Here is a 15,104-nt window from a genome sequence, read left to right on the forward strand (position 1 = left end):
AGCGCGCGTAGTCCTCGCTCCGCCCGTCGACGCTCCGCTCGCTGTGCTCGCTCACGCGTACGACCTCCTGTTGTCCGGCGAGGGGATCTCGGCGCCGCGGTACTCGACGGGGATGCCGCCCAGCGGGTAGTCCTTCCGCTGCGGGTGACCGTCCCAGTCGTCCGGCATCATGATCCGGGTCAGCGCGGGATGGCCGTCGAAGACGATCCCGAAGAAGTCGTAGGTCTCGCGCTCGTGCCAGTTGTGCGTCGGGTAGACGCTGACCGTCGAGGGGATGTGCGGGTCGGAGTCCGGCGCGCTCGCCTCGACGCGGACACGCCTGTTGTGGGTGATGGAGCACAGGTGGATGACCGCGTGCAGCTCCTCGCCCACGAGGTGCGGGTAGTGGACGCCGCTCACGCCCAGGCTGAGCTCGAAGCGCAGCTCGGGCTCGTCGCGCAGGCGCAGGCACACCTCGACCAGCTTCTCGCGCTTGACGTGGAGGGTCAGCTCGCCGCGGTCGACGACGACCCGCTCGATGGCGTCGTCGACGACCGACTCGAGCTTGTCGACGAGCTCGTCGAAGTAACCGCCGTAGGGGCGGGAGGTCGACAGGCGGGGGGCCCGCCGTACGACGAGGCCGCCGTAGCCGGAGGTGTCACCGGTGCCGGTGGCGCCGAACATGCCGTGGCGAGCCACCGGCTCCTCGGGCAGGTTGGCGGGCACCTCGGGGAGGTTCTCGCTCACTTGGCGGCCTCCTGGTCGATCAGCGGCAGCGTACGGAGCGCCCGCAGTTCGAGCTCGTCGATCTGCTTGGCGCGGTGCGCGCCGAACTTCATGTTCTGGATCTTGTCGTGCAGCTTCACGATCGCGTCGATGAGCATCTCCGGCCGCGGCGGGCAGCCGGGCAGGTAGATGTCGACGGGGACGACGTGGTCGACGCCCTGCACGATGGCGTAGTTGTTGAACATGCCGCCGCTGGAGGCGCACACGCCCATGGCGATGACCCACTTGGGCTCGGCCATCTGGTCGTAGATCTGCCGGAGGACCGGCGCCATCTTCTGCGACACGCGGCCCGCGACGATCATCAGGTCGGCCTGCCGGGGAGACGCCGAAGCGCGCTCCATGCCGAAGCGCGCCAGGTCGTAGTGCGATGCACCGGTTGCCATCAGTTCGATCGCGCAACAGGCGAGACCGAACGTGGCCGGCCACACCGAGTTCTTCCTGGCCCATCCGGCGGCCGCCTCGACCGTGCTGAGGATGAACCCGCTGGGGAGTTTCTCTTCAAGTCCCATTTTCAGTCCCAGTCCAGACCCTTGCGGCGCCACACGTAGGCGTAGGCCACCAGCACGGTGACGATGAACAGCACCATCTCGACCAGCCCGAAGACGCCGAGCATGTCGAACGACACGGCCCACGGGTAGAGGAAGATGATCTCGATGTCGAACACGATGAAGAGCATCGCGGTGATCATGTATTTCAGCGGGAAGCGTCCGCCACCGACGGGCTGGGGCGTCGGCTCGATGCCGCATTCATAGGCGTCAAGCTTGGCGCGGTTCCAGCGCTTGGGACCGGTGAACGGGGCGATCGCGACCGAGAAGAGCGCGAACCCTCCCGCGAGAACGGCGAGCACCAGGACGGGCACGTAAAGATCCATCGCTACGCCTCCTCTCCCATCTCCACGCGCGCGGGCGCGCAGTCTGATCTGTGTGTGTGCCGGGCGGATGAAACGTTCATGCTGGTGGGGCGACCTTCGCGAGAGCGTTGATGATCCGGTCTGACGCATCGCCTCGCCGGTCGGTGAGATTACCAAGGAGTTTGAGTGCGAAGCGCATCAGCCTGGGATGGTGCAGACCATGTCGTGTGCCGAAGCTCATCACGCCAGGCTTCCCGATAGCTTCGACAAACCACCTGCCTAGCGTGAAATATCCGCCGTATGCGTCCTTGAGCACCTTCGGGTAGGCGCGCAGGATCCGCTCCTGCTGCGCGGGCGTGGTGCCGCGCAACGCCTTGACGATGACCTCGGCCGCGATCTCACCGGTCTCCATCGCGTACGCGATGCCCTCGCCGTTGAACGGGTTGATCGCCCCGCCCGAGTCGCCCACGAGCACCAGGCCCCTGGTGTAGTGCGGCTGCCGGTTGAAGGCCATCGGCAGCGCCGCCCCCCTGATCGGGGTCGTCATGTTCGCCTCGGTGAAGCCCCACTCGGCGGGCATGTTCCGCGTCCAGCGCTTGAGCAGGTCGCGGTAGTCGATGTTCTTGAACGCCTCGCTGGTGTTGAGCAGGCCGAGGCCGACGTTCGAGGTGCCGTCGCCCACGCCGAACACCCAGCCGTAGCCGGGCAGCAGCGTCTCCTCGTCCCAGAGCTCCAGCCAGATCTCCAGGTAGTCGTCATCGTGGCGCGGCGACTCGAAGTAGGTCCGTACGGCGACGCCCATCGGACGGTCTTCCCGCTTGTACAGCCCCATCGCCAGGGCGAGCCGGGTGGAGTTGCCGTCGGCGGCGACCACCACGCGGCTGCGGTAGGAGACGCCGTCCTTCGTCGTGACGCCGACGATGTGACCGCTGCGGTCGTCGAGGATCGGGCCCGTGACGTTCACGCCCTCCATCAGGCGGACGCCGCCCTTCACCGCGTTGGCCGCGACGATCTGGTCGAAGTCCTGCCTGGTGCGCACCAGGCCGAAGTCGGGGAAGCTGTCGAGCTGCGGCCAGTCGAGGTCGTAACGGCCGCCGCCACCCACGACGCGCAGGCCCTTGTTCCTGACCCAGCCGGGGGCGTCGATGTCGACGCCCATGTTCATCAGCTGCTTGACCGCGCGCGGGGTCAGACCGTCGCCGCAGACCTTCTCGCGGGGGAAGCGCGTCTTCTCGAGTAGCAGGACGTCGAGCCCGGCCTGGGCGAGATGGAACGCCGTCGCCGAACCCGCGGGACCCGCGCCGACGACGATGACGTCGGCGTCGGTGGCGTTCACTGTCGCGCCCGCTTCGCCGCTGGCCGGCTCGTTCCTCGCGGTGTCGCGGCTGGCTCCTGCGCTTGCCTGATGTCGGCTGGCACGGTCACGGACCTGTCCTGTCCTACACGCTGGTTGGCCTCTGAGTGGTGGCCTTCGTTCCTTTGTGAAGCTCTTCACAAACTTTGTCGGCACGCAGTCTAGCGCTTTTCCGGATCCAGGTGGCAGCCGGGTAGGCGCTTACCCATACAGAAGGCCCTCCGTCAACGACAGAGGGCCTTGACCGGGTCACCGGCAGCGCGTCAGACGTCGAACTCGGCGTTGCGCACCCCGGCCAGGAAGGCTCGCCACTCACCAGGCGTGAAGGCCAGCACCGCTCCGGCGGGATCCTTGGAGTCGCGCAGCATCACGCCACCGTCAGCGGAGCGCCCGAACTCGACACACTCCCCACTGAGGTTGCTGAAACTACTCTTGCGCCAGTTCTCAACAGCGGTCTCAGCCACACCAGCGTTCACGGTACGGTCCATCCCATATCTACAGGCACCCGGAGTCTAGGCATGCCGGAGCGCGCGTTGTTTGCGAGCAACACTGCGCGCGATTTAATCGACTCTCGGACAGCCGCGCAGGACCTTTATGCAATCGTGATGAACCGATAGTGAACCCATGCCCTCTGGGGTATTGTCAGTCGAACTCTCCGTTTCGCACACCGGCGAGAAACGCACGCCACTCACCGGCGCTGAAGCACAAGACGGCCACGTCGGGCTGCTTGGAGTCCCTGACCAGTACGCCGCCATCATGGACGTGGGCGACCTGCACACACTCGCCGTTGAGTGCACTGAAGCTGCTCTTGCGCCACACGATCTCTTCAGGGATCGCTGACTCCATCGCACATCCTCACTGTCGGGGGCAGAGAGGGCATACCCCGACAGCGGGCGCGAGACTCACCGGCTGAGCTCTCCGAGCATCTTCAGCGAATCCTCCTCAGACAACGCGTCTGCTGACATTTGGCGAAATAGCTGCTCAACTCGGTACGTCTCGGCATAACGTTCCTCGAACACGGCACCTGTCGCGTGCTCGAAATACACCAGGTCCTCATGCATGCTGTCCAGCCCCTCGCGGGATGGGAACTTCAGGAGGACGAAGGCGTGCGTCAACGGGCCGTGGGGGCCGTCGAGAGGGACGATCCGAACGGAGACATTGGGCAGTTGCGCCACCTCGAGGATGTGGCGGAGCTGGTCGCGCATCACCTCAGGGGTGCCGAACCTCCGGTGCAGGACCGACTCGTCGATCAGCGCGTTCACCACCAGCGGCGAGGGGCCTTCGAGCATCTGCTGCCGCCGCATCCGGACCCGCACCAGTCTCTCGACCTCGGCAGGCGGGATAGCGCTGAGCGAATGTCCGAGACCGATGACACTGCGTGCGTAGTCGACGGTCTGCAGCAGCCCGGGAACGGTCACGTTCTGCCAGGTGAGCATCGAGTCGGCACCGGCCTCGAGGCCGATGTAGCTCATGTACGACTCGTTGAGCGAGTCTCCGAATGCCTCCCACCAGCCTTTCCTCTCGGACTCCTCCGCGAGGGCGAGCAGGGCCGCCCGGGCCGAGGGCGACACGTCATAGAAGTCCGCCAGCAGGGCCACATCGTCCTTGTGCGCGACGACCTGGGCCTTCTCCATGCGGGAGATCTTGGATGACGATCCGTCCAGGACCTGGGCGACCTGGGTGCCCGTCTTCTGGGCATCCTCTCGGAGTCGACGCAGCTCTGCGGCGAGACGGCGTCGGCTGACGGTGGGGCTCGGCTCCCGCGCCACTCAGCTCTCCTCACAAGCGTGTCGAAGTATTACCCACCGCCCAAGGGTTGAACCCCTTCAGACGCGGGCATCTCTCCAATAATCCCAGCGGGAATTGCACGACACTTCCCGGAGGGAAAACCTCATCCTAGTACGAGAAGCGGTGAGCAGACGTGAAGAAGCGCGCCCCTCCCCGGGAACGATCCAGCCGGATGTCCGCGCAGCAGACGCGGGCGGATGGGTCCCGCCACCACCCGCCCTGAAGTCCCCCAGCACCGCGTACCCACGACAGGACATCGGAGCCGTGAGACATGACCAGAGTCACCCCCAGGCGTGGATCGCGCAAGGGGAGCTTCCTCCTCTGGAGCTCAGCGAACGTCGGACGGGCCGACGCCGGCACGACGGAGAACGACGACCGGTTGGCTGAACGCGGAGGACACCCGCGCGGCCATCCGTACATCCCGCAGGCGCGCGACCTGCCCGCCCGCCTCGGAGCGGTGTTCAGATGGCGGACGGAGGCGACGTCGGCCGGCCTGTTCTTCCTGGTCACCGCGCAGGTGGCGGCGTGGACGGACGCCACCACGGCGGGGATGGCCGTGGTCGGCGTGGCGCTCGCCTGCATGGGAACGCCCGCCGCCAGGCGGCAGATCATGGGGCAGGTGGTGGCGGTGACCGTGCGGCACCGCTTCCAGGGCCTGGCCAGGAGGACGTCCATGCGCACGGACAGCGGCCGGCTGCCGCTCGTGCTCAGGATGAGCGTGGAAGGCGCCAGCGTGCTGCTCCTCCTCGGCCTGCGCTCGGGGCTCAGTCTCGAGTTGCTGGAGGACTACGCGGCCGAGATCAGGACCGCCTGCCTGGCCCAGGCGGTCGTCTTCTACCGGCACCCGGCCAACGGCGGCCTGGTGACCATGGAAGTGGTTCAGCCCTGGGGCTTGTGACCCCGGTGCATGGCGACGATGCCGAGGTTGAGGTTGCGCCAGGCGACCCGCTCCCAGCCGGCCCGCTGGATGATCGTGGCCAGGGCCGGCTGGTCGTGCCAGTCCCTGATCGACTCGGCGAGGTAGTCGTAGGAGTCGTCGTTCGAGCCGAAGACCCTGGCCACCTTGGGCAGGAGCTTCATCAGGTACTCGCGGTAGACCACGTCGAACGACTTGACCGTCACGTGGGAGAACTCGAGGATCACCAGCCGGCCGCCCGGCTTGGTGACGCGGAGCATCTCGCGCAGCGCCTGTTCGGTGTTGTGCACGTTGCGCAGCGCCACCGAGATCGTCACCGCGTCGAAGACGTCGTCGGCGAACGGCAGGTTCAGCGCGTCGCCCGCGATGAACGGCACGCCCTCGCCGGTGAGCGCGTTGCCGCCCCGGCGCCGGACACCGGTGGAGAGCATGCCGAGGGAGAAGTCGGAGGCGATGGCGCGGGCGCCGAGCGTGGTGAAGGCGTCGGTGGAGGTGCCCGTACCGGCTCCGAGGTCGAGGACGATCTCACCGGGGCCCGCGTCGACGGCCTGGGCGACGGCCTTGCGCCACGCTCGCACCTGGCCGAGCGAGATGACGTCGTTGACGAGGTCGTATCGCCTGGCCGTGCGATCGAACATCGCGGCGACCTCATGCGGCTGCTTGTCCAACTGAGCGCGGGTCATGGGGTCAAGCCTAGGGCTTGAGCGACGATAAACCGGAAGTAGCACCTCGATTACCCAGAGTGTGCTAAGACTTGGCGAATGCTTGTCCGAACCGCCCTCGCGGCGCTCGTCGCCGTCACCCCGGTCGCACACACCCGCGTGGTGGCCACCAATCCGGTCGACACCACGCCTCACGTCCTCGACGGCATCGTCAATGCCATCACCCTGGTCGGCGACACGGTCATCGTCGGCGGCGCCTTCTCCGAGGTGAGCGACTCGAGCCGGACCTTCGTCGTGGAACGTGACAATCTCTTCGCCTACAACGTGCGCACGGGCGCGATCCTGCCCGAGTTCGCCCCGTCGCTGGACGACCCCGTCTACGCGCTGGCCCCCGGCGAGGACGACACCGTGTACGTCGGCGGCTCCGGCCTCCTCAGGCTCAGCGTGTCCGACGGCTCGGCCGTGGAGGACTTCGATCCGCAGGTGAGGGGCGGCCAGGTCACGACGCTGGCCAGGAGCGGCTCGAAGCTGTACGCCGGCGGCGACTTCACCCGCCCGCGCGTGGCCCTGGCCAGGCTCGACGCCACGACGGGCGCGGCCGACCCCACGTTCGCCATCACACCGGGCGCCGCGCGCACGCCCCAGGTCAAGGTGCACGCGCTGGCCCTGACCCGCGACCGGCTGATCGTCGACGGCAGCTTCACCACTCTGAACGGCCTGCCCAGGCCCCAGCTGGGCGTCATCGACGTCGGCGCGGCGCGGGCGAAGGTGGCCGACTGGCGCACCGACGCCTACGCGCCGGCCTGCAGGGACGTCTTCCCGTCCTACGTCAGGGGGCTCGACGCCGCCCCCGACGGCAGCTACTTCGTCGTCGTCACGACCGGCGGCTACGGCGGCGCGCGCAAGCTCTGCGACAGCGCGTCCAGGTTCGAGACCTACGCCAGGGGCGACCGGGTCAAGCCCACCTGGGTCAACCACACCGGGGGCGATTCGCTCTATTCGGTGGCCGTGACGGGCGCCGCCGTCTACGTGGGGGGCCACCAGCGCTGGATGAACAATCCGCGGGGGCACGACTCGGCCGGACCGGGGGCGGTGCCGCGCGAGGGGATCGCGGCCATTCACCCCGTCTCAGGAAAGGCGCTCAGCTGGAATCCTGGCCGGGAGCGCGGGATCGGAGTCAAGGCATTTCTGGCGCACAAGGACGGACTACTCGTTGGTAGCGACACGACGCGACTCGGACGGGAGTACCATGCCCGGATTGGCATGTTCCCCCTGCCCTAGTCGGCCTCCGGCTTCGGCCGGTCGACCTTGTCGCTGATGCGTGCGCTCATGGCGTCACGCTGCTTGGAGAGCAGGACGTAGCTGGCAATCCCGCTGATGACGAACGCCACGGCGATCAGCATCAGCGGGTTCCGCACGTTCAACAGGTACAGCACACCCAGGGTCACGACAAACAGGCCGATCCGCGACGCGGTGTAAACGAGAACGGGACGCACAGCTCCGAGGTTACTCGGCCCCTGCGGCTGGTCGCTCTACGCACCAGGCGCGAGCGCTGCTAGTGTTCACAGTTAGGCGCTTTCGTAAAGAAACACCCACGAGAGCCCCAAAGAGGCTCTATCATATAACAATCGGGCAGTTGGCCTATAACAACCCGTGATCTTTGTCAAAAGCACGGATAAATCAGGCTTCGCTCGACACACTGGGTACCTGTCCGCCCGCTGGCAGGAAGCGGGATGCGAGGGGGAGAGATTGGTGGAGAGTAGCAGCGAGCGTCTGCTGACGCCGGGAGAGGTCGCCGCCCTCTTCCGGGTAGACCCGAAGACGGTGACGCGCTGGGCCGCGGCAGGCCGCATCAGTAGCATCCGGACCCCCGGAGGGCACCGTCGCTTCCGCGAGTCGGAAGTACACGCCCTTCTTCGTGGCGAGGACGCCCTTACGGCCGACCGGCCCGCAGGCGAGTCCCCGCGCGTCTGACGTCCGTCAACGGTGATCCTGCGCGTGCAACCCGGAACACGCAGGGTCACCCGACAGGGCGCTCAGCCGTACGGCGAGCAGGGCCGCGAGCGCGGCGGGCCGAGACCGGTCCTCCAAGCCGCTCCAGCGCGTCCGGCCGCCGTCACGTCGCACGGTCCAAGGGTCGAGTCGTGATGCGCTCCCCCGCCGTCAGACGTCCTCCTGCTCGGACTTGAAGGCGAGGAACGCGCGCTCCAGGTCGTCGTTCTCCTCCTCCCACCGCCGGCGCCGCTCGGCCAGTTCCTCCTCGGTCAGCGACTCGGCCAGCCATCGTTCGTAGTCGGGGTCGCCGGGCGCCACCTCGACGTAGGCGTTGCCGATGAGACGGCCGTCCTCGCTGGTCAGGCTCTCCGGCACGCGCAGGGTTCCGTCAGCGAGCCGGATCACGTACATGGTCGATCACCTAGATTCCGTAGCGCCGGTTGAAGAACAACATGACGTCGAGCGCCGTCCGCGTGTCGCCGCCGAGCATGTCGACCAGGGCCGGACGCTGACGCGAGGCGATCGCCGCGAAGGCGTCCGCGAAGAACTCCTTGCGTCCGAGCCCGCCGCCCTGCCGGTGGAAGGACGAGGCCAGGAGAGGTTCGGCCTGCTCGTAGAGTGCCACGAACTCCGGCGAGTCCGACACCCAATCGTCGTACGGAGCGTCGACGTCGTCGATCGCGTGGCCGACCTCGTGCATCATCACGTCAGGTGTGGGTGAGGGCCGGTCCCCCACGACGATCTTGCGGTCGCCGTACGCTCCGGCGCAGATGTCCCACGTCGCCCGTCCCGACGGCAGCGGCGCTCCCCGCAGGTATCCCATGTCGTCGAGGTCCGGGACGCCGCCCGCACCGACGTAGATGCCCTCCAGCTTCTCGGCGAGCAGGTCCTTCAGCCGCTCGGGCAGCCTGGCGAGGCTCTCGACGGCCCGGACGGCGTCGGCCGAGGGAGGGCCCTGCCTGGCGTCCCACTGGCGGTGCAGGATGGCTTCGAGCCGCCCGCAGTGGGCCAGCCCGTCTCCCTGGGGCGGCAGGTCGGGCCGGTTGGGCTGGGCCCTGGGGCGGTCGTCGACGAGCTCGAAGTCCTGCCAGGTGTACTGGGGCCGGTCGAGCACGGAGGCGGCGTACCGCTCGCCCCTGAAGTCGGCCCGGTAGCCGTCGTCGCGTTCCTTCTCCAGCCGTCCGGCGTAGGGGTGCGCTCCTGCCCGCCCGTCGCCCGCGTGGGGGCTGTCGGCCGGCCTGCCGTACGCGGGAGAACCCGCCGAGGCCGCCGCGCCACGCTCAGAGGATCCCGTGTCGCGCCCGGAGAGCCCCGTGCCACGCTCAGAGGATCCCGTGCCGCGCTCGGCGGGCCACCAGGACGGGCGGCGGCGCTCGGGACGGCTGTCGGGCTCCTCCAGGGGGCGCTCCGCCCTGTCACCGCCCCAGAACGACTCGCGGGGACCGTCCGAACGCCGCGACGACAGGTACGAACCCCGCCGCCACCACCGGCTGCCCCGTCGATGGCGGCCCCTGTCGCCGGTCCGCCGATCGTCAGACAAGGCCATCGCACCTCTTCACGACGTCGGAGCCATGGCTCCGTGCCCTCGCCCCGCAGCGGCGCGCCGCGGTGCCAACTCTCCCGCGCCGGCCCCGCGCGGGAACATCGAGACGTGCAGTCGCCGGGCGATGCCCGGTGGCGCCTCCTGGGTCGGACTGCCGGGAAAGACCGCCGGAGAAACAGGTACCACGGTACGACGGGGATCTTCCCGAGTCACCCGATATGGGAGAGCGCGCGGACACGATCACGCGATCCATGGCCTACAGTACGGGCATGCCTGGCGTGCTAATCGGACTGGCGATGCTGGCCTTCTGGCTCTACTCGTTGTTCGACGTCATCACGACTCCCGACGAGGAGTCCAGGAACCTGCCGAAGATCCTGTGGGTGCTCATCGTGGTCCTCGTCCCGCTGGTCGGCAGCGTGTTCTGGTTGCTGCTCGGCCGTCCGACGCGGTCACGCCCGTTCCAGTTGCCCGGCCGTTCCGCCACGGACAGGGGTGAGGCGCCCCGCGGCCCCGACGACGACCCCGACTTCCTGCGCGACCTCGACCGCCGTCTGCGCGACGACGACTGACCGTTCCGAAGGAGACGGCGGGTCACCGAGGACTCGCCGGAGTGCACGGCACGGACGGCAGGCGGTGACCCCCGGAACGGTGGACCACCGCCTGCCCGCAAGGAAGGGCGTCAGTTGCCGACGTCGGCGTAGCTGTGCAGGCCGCCGAGGAAGATGTTGACGCCGACCAGGTTGAACAGCAGGCACACGAAGGCCACCAGCTGCACGATCGTGACGGCGCGTCCCCGCCAGCCCGCGGTCGCGCGGGCGTGCAGGTAGGCCGCGTAGGCGATCCAGGTGATGAACGCCCAGACCTCCTTGGGGTCCCAGCCCCAGTAGCGGCCCCACGCCTTGTCGGCCCACAGCGCGCCGGCGATGACGGCGAAGGTCCAGATCGGGAAGGACAGCACGATCGCCTGGTGGGCGACCCGCTCCAGGTCGTCGCGCGTGGGCAGGCGGGAGAAGCCGTCCTTGCGGATGAGGTAGAGGATGCCGGAGACGCCTGCCACGATGAACAGCCCGCTGGCGATGACCGCGGCGGAGACGTGGATGGCGATCCAGTAGGAGTCGAGCGCGGGGACGACGGGCCCCGCCTGCACGTGCAGCCAGATGACCGCGAAGCCGAGCCCCAGCGCCGATGTCACCATGACGAACGCGCCGAGGAAGCGGACGTTGCCGCGCAGCTGGGTCACGAGGAAGGCGGTCACCGCGGCGAAGCAGATGGCGACCACGAACTCGTACATGTTGCCCCACGGCCACCGGTCGACGGCCAGGCCGCGGGTGACGAGGGAGCCCAGGTTGGCGGCCCAGCCGAGCCAGCCGAGGACGATCGCGACCATGCCCGCCTTGGGCGCCCACGACGGCGGCTCGGGCGGGCTGACGACGACGGCGCCGCCGCCCGCGGCCTCGGCCACGCCGCCACCGCCGGCCGTCCCCACCGCGACCGTCGCCTTCGCGGCGACGGCGGGCGCGTCCTCGGTGACGCCGTCCTCGGTGAGGGTGATCGAGGTGGCGCCCGTGTTGGTGCGGGCCCTGCCGAAGGCGAGCTCGAGCGCGAACCCGATCATCGAGGCCAGGTAGAGCAGCACGGTGGCGAGGACCAGGTCGTCGCTCAGTCCTGCCAGTTGGTCAGCGGACATCCTTCTCTCCTGCGGATAGGACCTTGACGATGTCGGCGAACTCGTCGGCGAATCCCGCGGCCGACCCTTCCGTGCGCGTCAGCCCGCCCACGTCCGCGGCGCCGTCCTTGATCCGGACGAAGACGCGGCGGCGGCGGATCATCAGCGACAGGACCAGGGCGACGGTCGCGAGCGCGGAGGCCAGCAGCGCGGGCATGCGTCCCGGGTCGTGCGCGATCTGGAGCGTCATCCACTCCTTCACGCCGGTGAACTCGATCTTCCCCACGCCGCCCGGCAGGTCGAAGGACGCGCCGACGGCGAGCGGCGGCGGCGCCTTCGACCCCATGACGAGGGGGGTCAGCTTCTTCATGACCTCGGGCGGGGCCAGTTCGTACACCGACTGCGGCTTGCCCGAGCGCACGCCCAGGTCGCCCGAGAACGCGCCGAGGATCTTCACCTCAGGCCTGGCTGCGCCGGGGAAGGCCGAGACGTGGCTGCCGTCGCCCAGCTGCACGCTGGTCGGCAGGAAGGTGAGCAGGAAGCCGAGCTGGGTGGGCTGCGCGTCGGGCACCTTGATCACGCAGCCGGAGGTCAGCGTCGCCTTCTGCTCGATGAGGCACGGCACCGGCCCCTCGAAGGCCACCTGCCCCTTGCCGTCGGTCACCTTGAAGACGGGCGCGTAGCCGTGGCCGATCAGGTAGGTGAGCGTGCCGTTGACGTCGAGCGGCTCGTTGACCTTGAGGTCGTAGTCGCGCGCGGGCGCGGCCGGCGAGTCCTGCACCGACAGCCTGGCGGTGTAGTCGAGCTCCTGCCCGCGCTTGGCGCCGGCGACCTGGTAGGAGGCCTGGAAGTCCTTCAGCGTGAAGGAGAACGGCTCCAGCGACTCGGCCGAGACGCGGTTGCCCGGCATGTAGCGGTCGTAGGCGGCCACGGTGTTGGCGAACCCGTCGCCCTCGACGACCAGGACGTTGCCGCGGTAGCCGTACAGGGAGCCGATGCCCACGGCGACCAGCAGCCCGAGCAGGGCCACGTGGAAGAGCAGGTTGCCGGTCTCGCGCAGGTAGCCCTTCTCCGCCGACACCCAGCCGGGGCCCGTGGCCACCCTGAAACGCAGCTTGCGCAGCCTCCGGGCCGCCTCCTCGACCTCGAGCGGGCCCTCGACCACGGCGTGGTGCGGCAGGCGCGACAGGTTCTTCGGGGCCGTCGGCGGCTTGCGGCGCAGCTCCTTCAGGTAGGTCGTGGTGCGCGGGATGACGCAGCCGATCAGCGAGGTGAACAGCAGCAGGTAGATGGCCGCGAACCAGGGGGCGGTGAAGACGTCGAACAGGTGGAGGCGGTCGTACCACTCGGCGAGGGCCGGGTCGTTCTGGTAGATCAGCGCGACCTTGTCGGGCTCGACCGAGCGCTGCGGCACCAGCGAGCCGGGGATGGAGGCCAGCGCGAACAGGAACAGCAGGATCAGCGCGGTCTTCATCGAGGTGAGCGTGCGCCAGAACCAGCGCAGCCAGCCGACCGGGCCGAGCTTGGCCGGTCGGGGCGCCTGCGTCCGCAGTTCGTCGATCGCCATCAGATCACCGGCTCGAATCCGCCGATCCACGTCTGCATGCCCGCGATGATCTGCCCCCACAGCCCGGTGACGAGCAGGAGGCCGACCGTGACGAGCATGCCGCCGCCGATCCTGGTGATGAGGCGCGAGTGCTTGCGGATGGCGCTGAAGGTGCGCAGCGCCCTGCTGTAGGCCAGGGCGGCGACCACGAACGGCAGGCCGAGCCCGAGCGCGTACGCCACGGCGAGGAAGGCGCCCCGCGCGGCGCTGCCCTCGGTGTAGCCGAGGGAGAGGACGACGGCGAGCGTGGGGCCGATGCACGGCGTCCAGCCGAGGCCGAACACCACGCCGAGCAGCGGCGCGCCCGCGAGCCCCGCGCTGGGCACCCGGTGGATGCGCACGTCGCGCATGAGCCCGGGGATGACGCCGAGGAAGGCCAGACCGAGCACGATCGTCAGCACGCCGACGACGCGCGTGATGACGTCGGCGCTGCCGTACAGGGCCGAGCCGAGGCCGCCGAACAGCGCGCCGCCCGCGACGAACACCGCCGCGAAGCCGGCCACGAACAGCGCCGTGCCGAGCACCAGCCGGCCCCGCCTGGGGTCGGCGCTCATGCCCGTCACGTACGACAGGTAGCCCGGCACCAGCGGAAGCACGCACGGCGACAGGAACGACACCAGCCCGGCCAGCACCGCGATCGGTATGGCGAGCAGCAGCGAGCCCGAGGCGACGACGTCACTCATCGCGCACCTGGGTCACGGCCTTGAGCAGGTCGTTGTACTTGACCGCGCCGAGCGCCCTGGCCGCCACCCTGCCCTGCTCGTCGATGACGAGCGTGGAGGGGATCGCGGCGGGCGGCACGGTGCCCTGGAACGCCAGCGCCACCTTGCCGGGCTGGTCGAAGATGCTGGGGTAGCCGGGCTGCTCGGTGCGCTCGAAGGCCAGCGCGTCGGCCTGGCGGTCCTTGAAGTCGATGCCGACGAACTCCACGCCGCCGGCCTTGGTCTTGGCGTGGATGTCCTTGAGCACCGGCGCCTCGGCCCGGCACGGGCCGCACCACGATGCCCAGAAGTTGAGCACCACGACCTTGCCCTTGTAGGCCGCGAGCGAGACCTTGCCGCCGTCGAGGGTCGTGCCCTCGACCGCGGGCGCCTGCTTGCGGTCGGCCGCGGGGAACACGGTCACCTTGCCGTCGCCCGCGACGAACCTGGTGTCGCCCGCCTGCGGCTGGCCGCCCGGACTCCCCGCGCAGCCGGCGACGGCGAGCAGGGCCAGGAAGGCGAGGGCGTGGGGTTTCGCGCGCACGGGAGAGTGATCTCCTTGTACTACAGCCGGTAGAGCTTGCCACTCTACCGGCGCGGTCAGGCGCCCGGGACGCTGGGGCCGCTCTTGACGAGCGCGGCGGCGGGCTCGCTGTAGCCGACGCTGACGAGCCTGTCTCCCTCGAAGGTGAAGGTCGTGAGGCTGGCCAGGGCGCACTGGCGGCGGCGCGGGTCGTGCCACAGCCGGCGGCCCTCGGCCGCCGTCCTGATCATCCAGATCGGCAGCTGGTGACTGACCAGCACCGCCTCGTGACCGCGCGCCTCGGCGCGCGCGCTTTCGACCATGCCGCGCATCCGTGCCACGACCTCGACGTACGGCTCGCCCCACGAGGGCCGGCCGGGATGCCAGAAGTGGCGGTAGTTGCCGGGGCTCCTCATCAGGCGGGCGATCTTGCGGCCTTCGAGCACGTTGCCGGCCTCGATCAGCCGGTCGTCGACGGTGACCTCGATCCCCAGCTTCTCGGCCAGCGGGGCGGCGGTCTCGCGCGCCCGTTGGAGCGGGGAGCTGTAGATGCGGACGATGTCGCGGTCGGCCACGGCCTTGGCGACCGTCTCGGCCATCAGGCGGCCGGTCTCCGAGAGGCGGTAGCCGGGCAGCCTGCCGTACAGGATGCCTTCGGGGTTGTGCACCTCGCCGTGTCGCAGCAGGTGAACGACGGTCGTCTCAGCCATGGTGGCCCCACCCTATCCGTTCCCG

General features: G+C 69.1%; 20 protein-coding genes. 4 read left to right on the top strand and 16 right to left on the bottom strand.

Annotated features, from left to right (window positions below; genetic code table 11):
- Nucleotides 1-51 precede the first annotated feature (51 nt).
- The 7 genes from ACWDLG_RS02545 to ACWDLG_RS02575 all read right to left on the bottom strand — a co-directional run bounded on the left by ACWDLG_RS02545 (nt 52) and on the right by ACWDLG_RS02575 (nt 4,738).
- Nucleotides 52-726, bottom strand: a complete 675-nt coding sequence (locus tag ACWDLG_RS02545; RefSeq protein WP_354907766.1) for an NADH-quinone oxidoreductase subunit C — start codon at nt 724-726, stop codon at nt 52-54.
- Nucleotides 723-1,274, bottom strand: coding sequence for a NuoB/complex I 20 kDa subunit family protein (locus ACWDLG_RS02550; RefSeq protein ID WP_354907767.1), 552 nt, complete (start codon nt 1,272-1,274; stop codon nt 723-725). Before ACWDLG_RS02550 ends, ACWDLG_RS02545 begins: the two co-directional genes overlap by 4 nt.
- 2 nt (nt 1,275-1,276) lie before the next feature.
- Nucleotides 1,277-1,636: an NADH-quinone oxidoreductase subunit A gene (locus tag ACWDLG_RS02555; protein ID WP_354907769.1), complete on the bottom strand. Its 360-nt coding sequence runs from the start codon at nt 1,634-1,636 to the stop codon at nt 1,277-1,279.
- Nucleotides 1,637-1,712: 76 nt separating this feature from the next.
- Nucleotides 1,713-2,951 carry a geranylgeranyl reductase family protein gene (locus ACWDLG_RS02560; RefSeq protein ID WP_354907770.1) on the bottom strand — a complete coding sequence of 413 codons (1,239 nt, stop codon included), beginning with the start codon at nt 2,949-2,951 and terminating at the stop codon, nt 1,713-1,715.
- 281 nt (nt 2,952-3,232) lie between these two features.
- Nucleotides 3,233-3,433 carry a DUF397 domain-containing protein gene (locus ACWDLG_RS02565; RefSeq protein WP_449915226.1) on the bottom strand — a complete coding sequence of 67 codons (201 nt, stop codon included), beginning with the start codon at nt 3,431-3,433 and terminating at the stop codon, nt 3,233-3,235.
- Between the two features lie 178 nt (nt 3,434-3,611).
- Complete coding sequence (locus ACWDLG_RS02570; RefSeq protein WP_354907774.1) at nt 3,612-3,815, bottom strand: DUF397 domain-containing protein; 204 nt, start codon at nt 3,813-3,815, stop codon at nt 3,612-3,614.
- A 56-nt stretch (nt 3,816-3,871) separates the two neighbouring features.
- Entirely contained in the window at nt 3,872-4,738 is an 867-nt protein-coding gene (locus ACWDLG_RS02575) for a DUF5753 domain-containing protein (RefSeq protein ID WP_449915229.1), read from the bottom strand.
- A 290-nt stretch (nt 4,739-5,028) separates the two neighbouring features.
- On the opposite strand from ACWDLG_RS02575, the gene ACWDLG_RS02580 reads away from it, so the two are divergent.
- On the top strand, nt 5,029-5,655 hold the full coding sequence (locus tag ACWDLG_RS02580) for a hypothetical protein (protein ID WP_449915232.1): 627 nt from the start codon (nt 5,029-5,031) through the stop codon (nt 5,653-5,655).
- Here the strand turns inward: ACWDLG_RS02580 and ACWDLG_RS02585 are convergent.
- Nucleotides 5,637-6,356 (bottom strand): demethylmenaquinone methyltransferase, encoded by a 720-nt coding sequence (locus ACWDLG_RS02585; RefSeq protein ID WP_354907778.1) that lies wholly within the window; start codon nt 6,354-6,356, stop codon nt 5,637-5,639. The two genes, ACWDLG_RS02580 and ACWDLG_RS02585, sit on opposite strands and share 19 nt — an antisense overlap.
- A 78-nt stretch (nt 6,357-6,434) precedes the next feature.
- Here ACWDLG_RS02585 and ACWDLG_RS02590 point away from each other — a divergent pair, with 78 nt between their 5' ends.
- The gene (locus ACWDLG_RS02590) at nt 6,435-7,616 is read left to right on the top strand and encodes a hypothetical protein (RefSeq protein WP_449915235.1); all 1,182 of its coding nucleotides are present in this window, start codon (nt 6,435-6,437) and stop codon (nt 7,614-7,616) included.
- On the opposite strand, the gene ACWDLG_RS02595 is transcribed toward ACWDLG_RS02590, so the two are convergent.
- On the bottom strand, nt 7,613-7,831 hold the full coding sequence (locus ACWDLG_RS02595) for a DUF4229 domain-containing protein (protein ID WP_354907782.1): 219 nt from the start codon (nt 7,829-7,831) through the stop codon (nt 7,613-7,615). The genes ACWDLG_RS02590 and ACWDLG_RS02595 overlap by 4 nt on opposite strands.
- Before the next feature lie 256 nt (nt 7,832-8,087).
- Here ACWDLG_RS02595 and ACWDLG_RS02600 point away from each other — a divergent pair, with 256 nt between their 5' ends.
- Nucleotides 8,088-8,309, top strand: a complete 222-nt coding sequence (locus tag ACWDLG_RS02600; RefSeq protein ID WP_354907783.1) for a BldC family transcriptional regulator — start codon at nt 8,088-8,090, stop codon at nt 8,307-8,309.
- A gap of 189 nt (nt 8,310-8,498) precedes the next feature.
- Here ACWDLG_RS02600 and ACWDLG_RS02605 read toward each other — a convergent pair whose 3' ends face one another.
- Nucleotides 8,499-8,741: a hypothetical protein gene (locus ACWDLG_RS02605; protein WP_354907784.1), complete on the bottom strand. Its 243-nt coding sequence runs from the start codon at nt 8,739-8,741 to the stop codon at nt 8,499-8,501.
- 10 nt (nt 8,742-8,751) lie between these two features.
- Nucleotides 8,752-9,876, bottom strand: a complete 1,125-nt coding sequence (locus ACWDLG_RS02610) for a hypothetical protein (protein WP_449915238.1) — start codon at nt 9,874-9,876, stop codon at nt 8,752-8,754.
- A 266-nt stretch (nt 9,877-10,142) separates the two neighbouring features.
- Here ACWDLG_RS02610 and ACWDLG_RS02615 point away from each other — a divergent pair, with 266 nt between their 5' ends.
- Nucleotides 10,143-10,442 carry a PLDc N-terminal domain-containing protein gene (locus ACWDLG_RS02615; RefSeq protein ID WP_449915240.1) on the top strand — a complete coding sequence of 100 codons (300 nt, stop codon included), beginning with the start codon at nt 10,143-10,145 and terminating at the stop codon, nt 10,440-10,442.
- A gap of 110 nt (nt 10,443-10,552) precedes the next feature.
- On the opposite strand, the gene ccsA is transcribed toward ACWDLG_RS02615, so the two are convergent.
- Genes ccsA through ACWDLG_RS02640 form a run of 5 tightly spaced genes read right to left on the bottom strand, consistent with a single transcriptional unit; the run spans nt 10,553 to nt 15,079 of the window.
- A complete protein-coding gene (gene ccsA, locus ACWDLG_RS02620; RefSeq protein WP_449915242.1) occupies nt 10,553-11,560 on the bottom strand; it encodes a cytochrome c biogenesis protein CcsA in 1,008 nt (335 codons plus the stop codon).
- Entirely contained in the window at nt 11,550-13,106 is a 1,557-nt protein-coding gene (gene resB / locus ACWDLG_RS02625) for a cytochrome c biogenesis protein ResB (RefSeq protein WP_449915245.1), read from the bottom strand. The genes ccsA and resB overlap by 11 nt, the downstream gene beginning before the upstream one ends.
- Entirely contained in the window at nt 13,106-13,828 is a 723-nt protein-coding gene (locus tag ACWDLG_RS02630) for a cytochrome c biogenesis CcdA family protein (RefSeq protein ID WP_354907790.1), read from the bottom strand. The genes resB and ACWDLG_RS02630 overlap by 1 nt, the downstream gene beginning before the upstream one ends.
- Complete coding sequence (locus tag ACWDLG_RS02635) at nt 13,821-14,390, bottom strand: TlpA family protein disulfide reductase (protein ID WP_449915247.1); 570 nt, start codon at nt 14,388-14,390, stop codon at nt 13,821-13,823. The genes ACWDLG_RS02630 and ACWDLG_RS02635 overlap by 8 nt, the downstream gene beginning before the upstream one ends.
- A gap of 56 nt (nt 14,391-14,446) precedes the next feature.
- A complete protein-coding gene (locus tag ACWDLG_RS02640; RefSeq protein ID WP_449915249.1) occupies nt 14,447-15,079 on the bottom strand; it encodes a histidine phosphatase family protein in 633 nt (210 codons plus the stop codon).
- Nucleotides 15,080-15,104: the final 25 nt, after the last annotated feature.

It is taken from the genome of Nonomuraea sp. NPDC003727 (assembly GCF_053586935.1).

What these genes read in the sequence shown, in the direction of transcription:
- ACWDLG_RS02550 (WP_354907767.1), bottom strand. Translation starts at nt 1,274, where the DNA reads ATGGGACTTGAAGAGAAACTCCCCAGCGGGTTCATCCTCAGCACGGTC.
- ACWDLG_RS02555 (WP_354907769.1), bottom strand. Translation starts at nt 1,636, where the DNA reads ATGGATCTTTACGTGCCCGTCCTGGTGCTCGCCGTTCTCGCGGGAGGG.
- ACWDLG_RS02570 (WP_354907774.1), bottom strand. Translation starts at nt 3,815, where the DNA reads ATGGAGTCAGCGATCCCTGAAGAGATCGTGTGGCGCAAGAGCAGCTTC.
- ACWDLG_RS02580 (WP_449915232.1), top strand. Translation starts at nt 5,029, where the DNA reads ATGACCAGAGTCACCCCCAGGCGTGGATCGCGCAAGGGGAGCTTCCTC.
- ACWDLG_RS02585 (WP_354907778.1), bottom strand. Translation starts at nt 6,356, where the DNA reads ATGACCCGCGCTCAGTTGGACAAGCAGCCGCATGAGGTCGCCGCGATG.
- ACWDLG_RS02590 (WP_449915235.1), top strand. Translation starts at nt 6,435, where the DNA reads ATGCTTGTCCGAACCGCCCTCGCGGCGCTCGTCGCCGTCACCCCGGTC.
- ACWDLG_RS02605 (WP_354907784.1), bottom strand. Translation starts at nt 8,741, where the DNA reads ATGTACGTGATCCGGCTCGCTGACGGAACCCTGCGCGTGCCGGAGAGC.
- ACWDLG_RS02610 (WP_449915238.1), bottom strand. Translation starts at nt 9,876, where the DNA reads ATGGCCTTGTCTGACGATCGGCGGACCGGCGACAGGGGCCGCCATCGA.
- ACWDLG_RS02615 (WP_449915240.1), top strand. Translation starts at nt 10,143, where the DNA reads ATGCCTGGCGTGCTAATCGGACTGGCGATGCTGGCCTTCTGGCTCTAC.
- ccsA (WP_449915242.1), bottom strand. Translation starts at nt 11,560, where the DNA reads ATGTCCGCTGACCAACTGGCAGGACTGAGCGACGACCTGGTCCTCGCC.
- resB (WP_449915245.1), bottom strand. Translation starts at nt 13,106, where the DNA reads ATGGCGATCGACGAACTGCGGACGCAGGCGCCCCGACCGGCCAAGCTC.
- ACWDLG_RS02630 (WP_354907790.1), bottom strand. Translation starts at nt 13,828, where the DNA reads ATGAGTGACGTCGTCGCCTCGGGCTCGCTGCTGCTCGCCATACCGATC.
- ACWDLG_RS02640 (WP_449915249.1), bottom strand. Translation starts at nt 15,079, where the DNA reads ATGGCTGAGACGACCGTCGTTCACCTGCTGCGACACGGCGAGGTGCAC.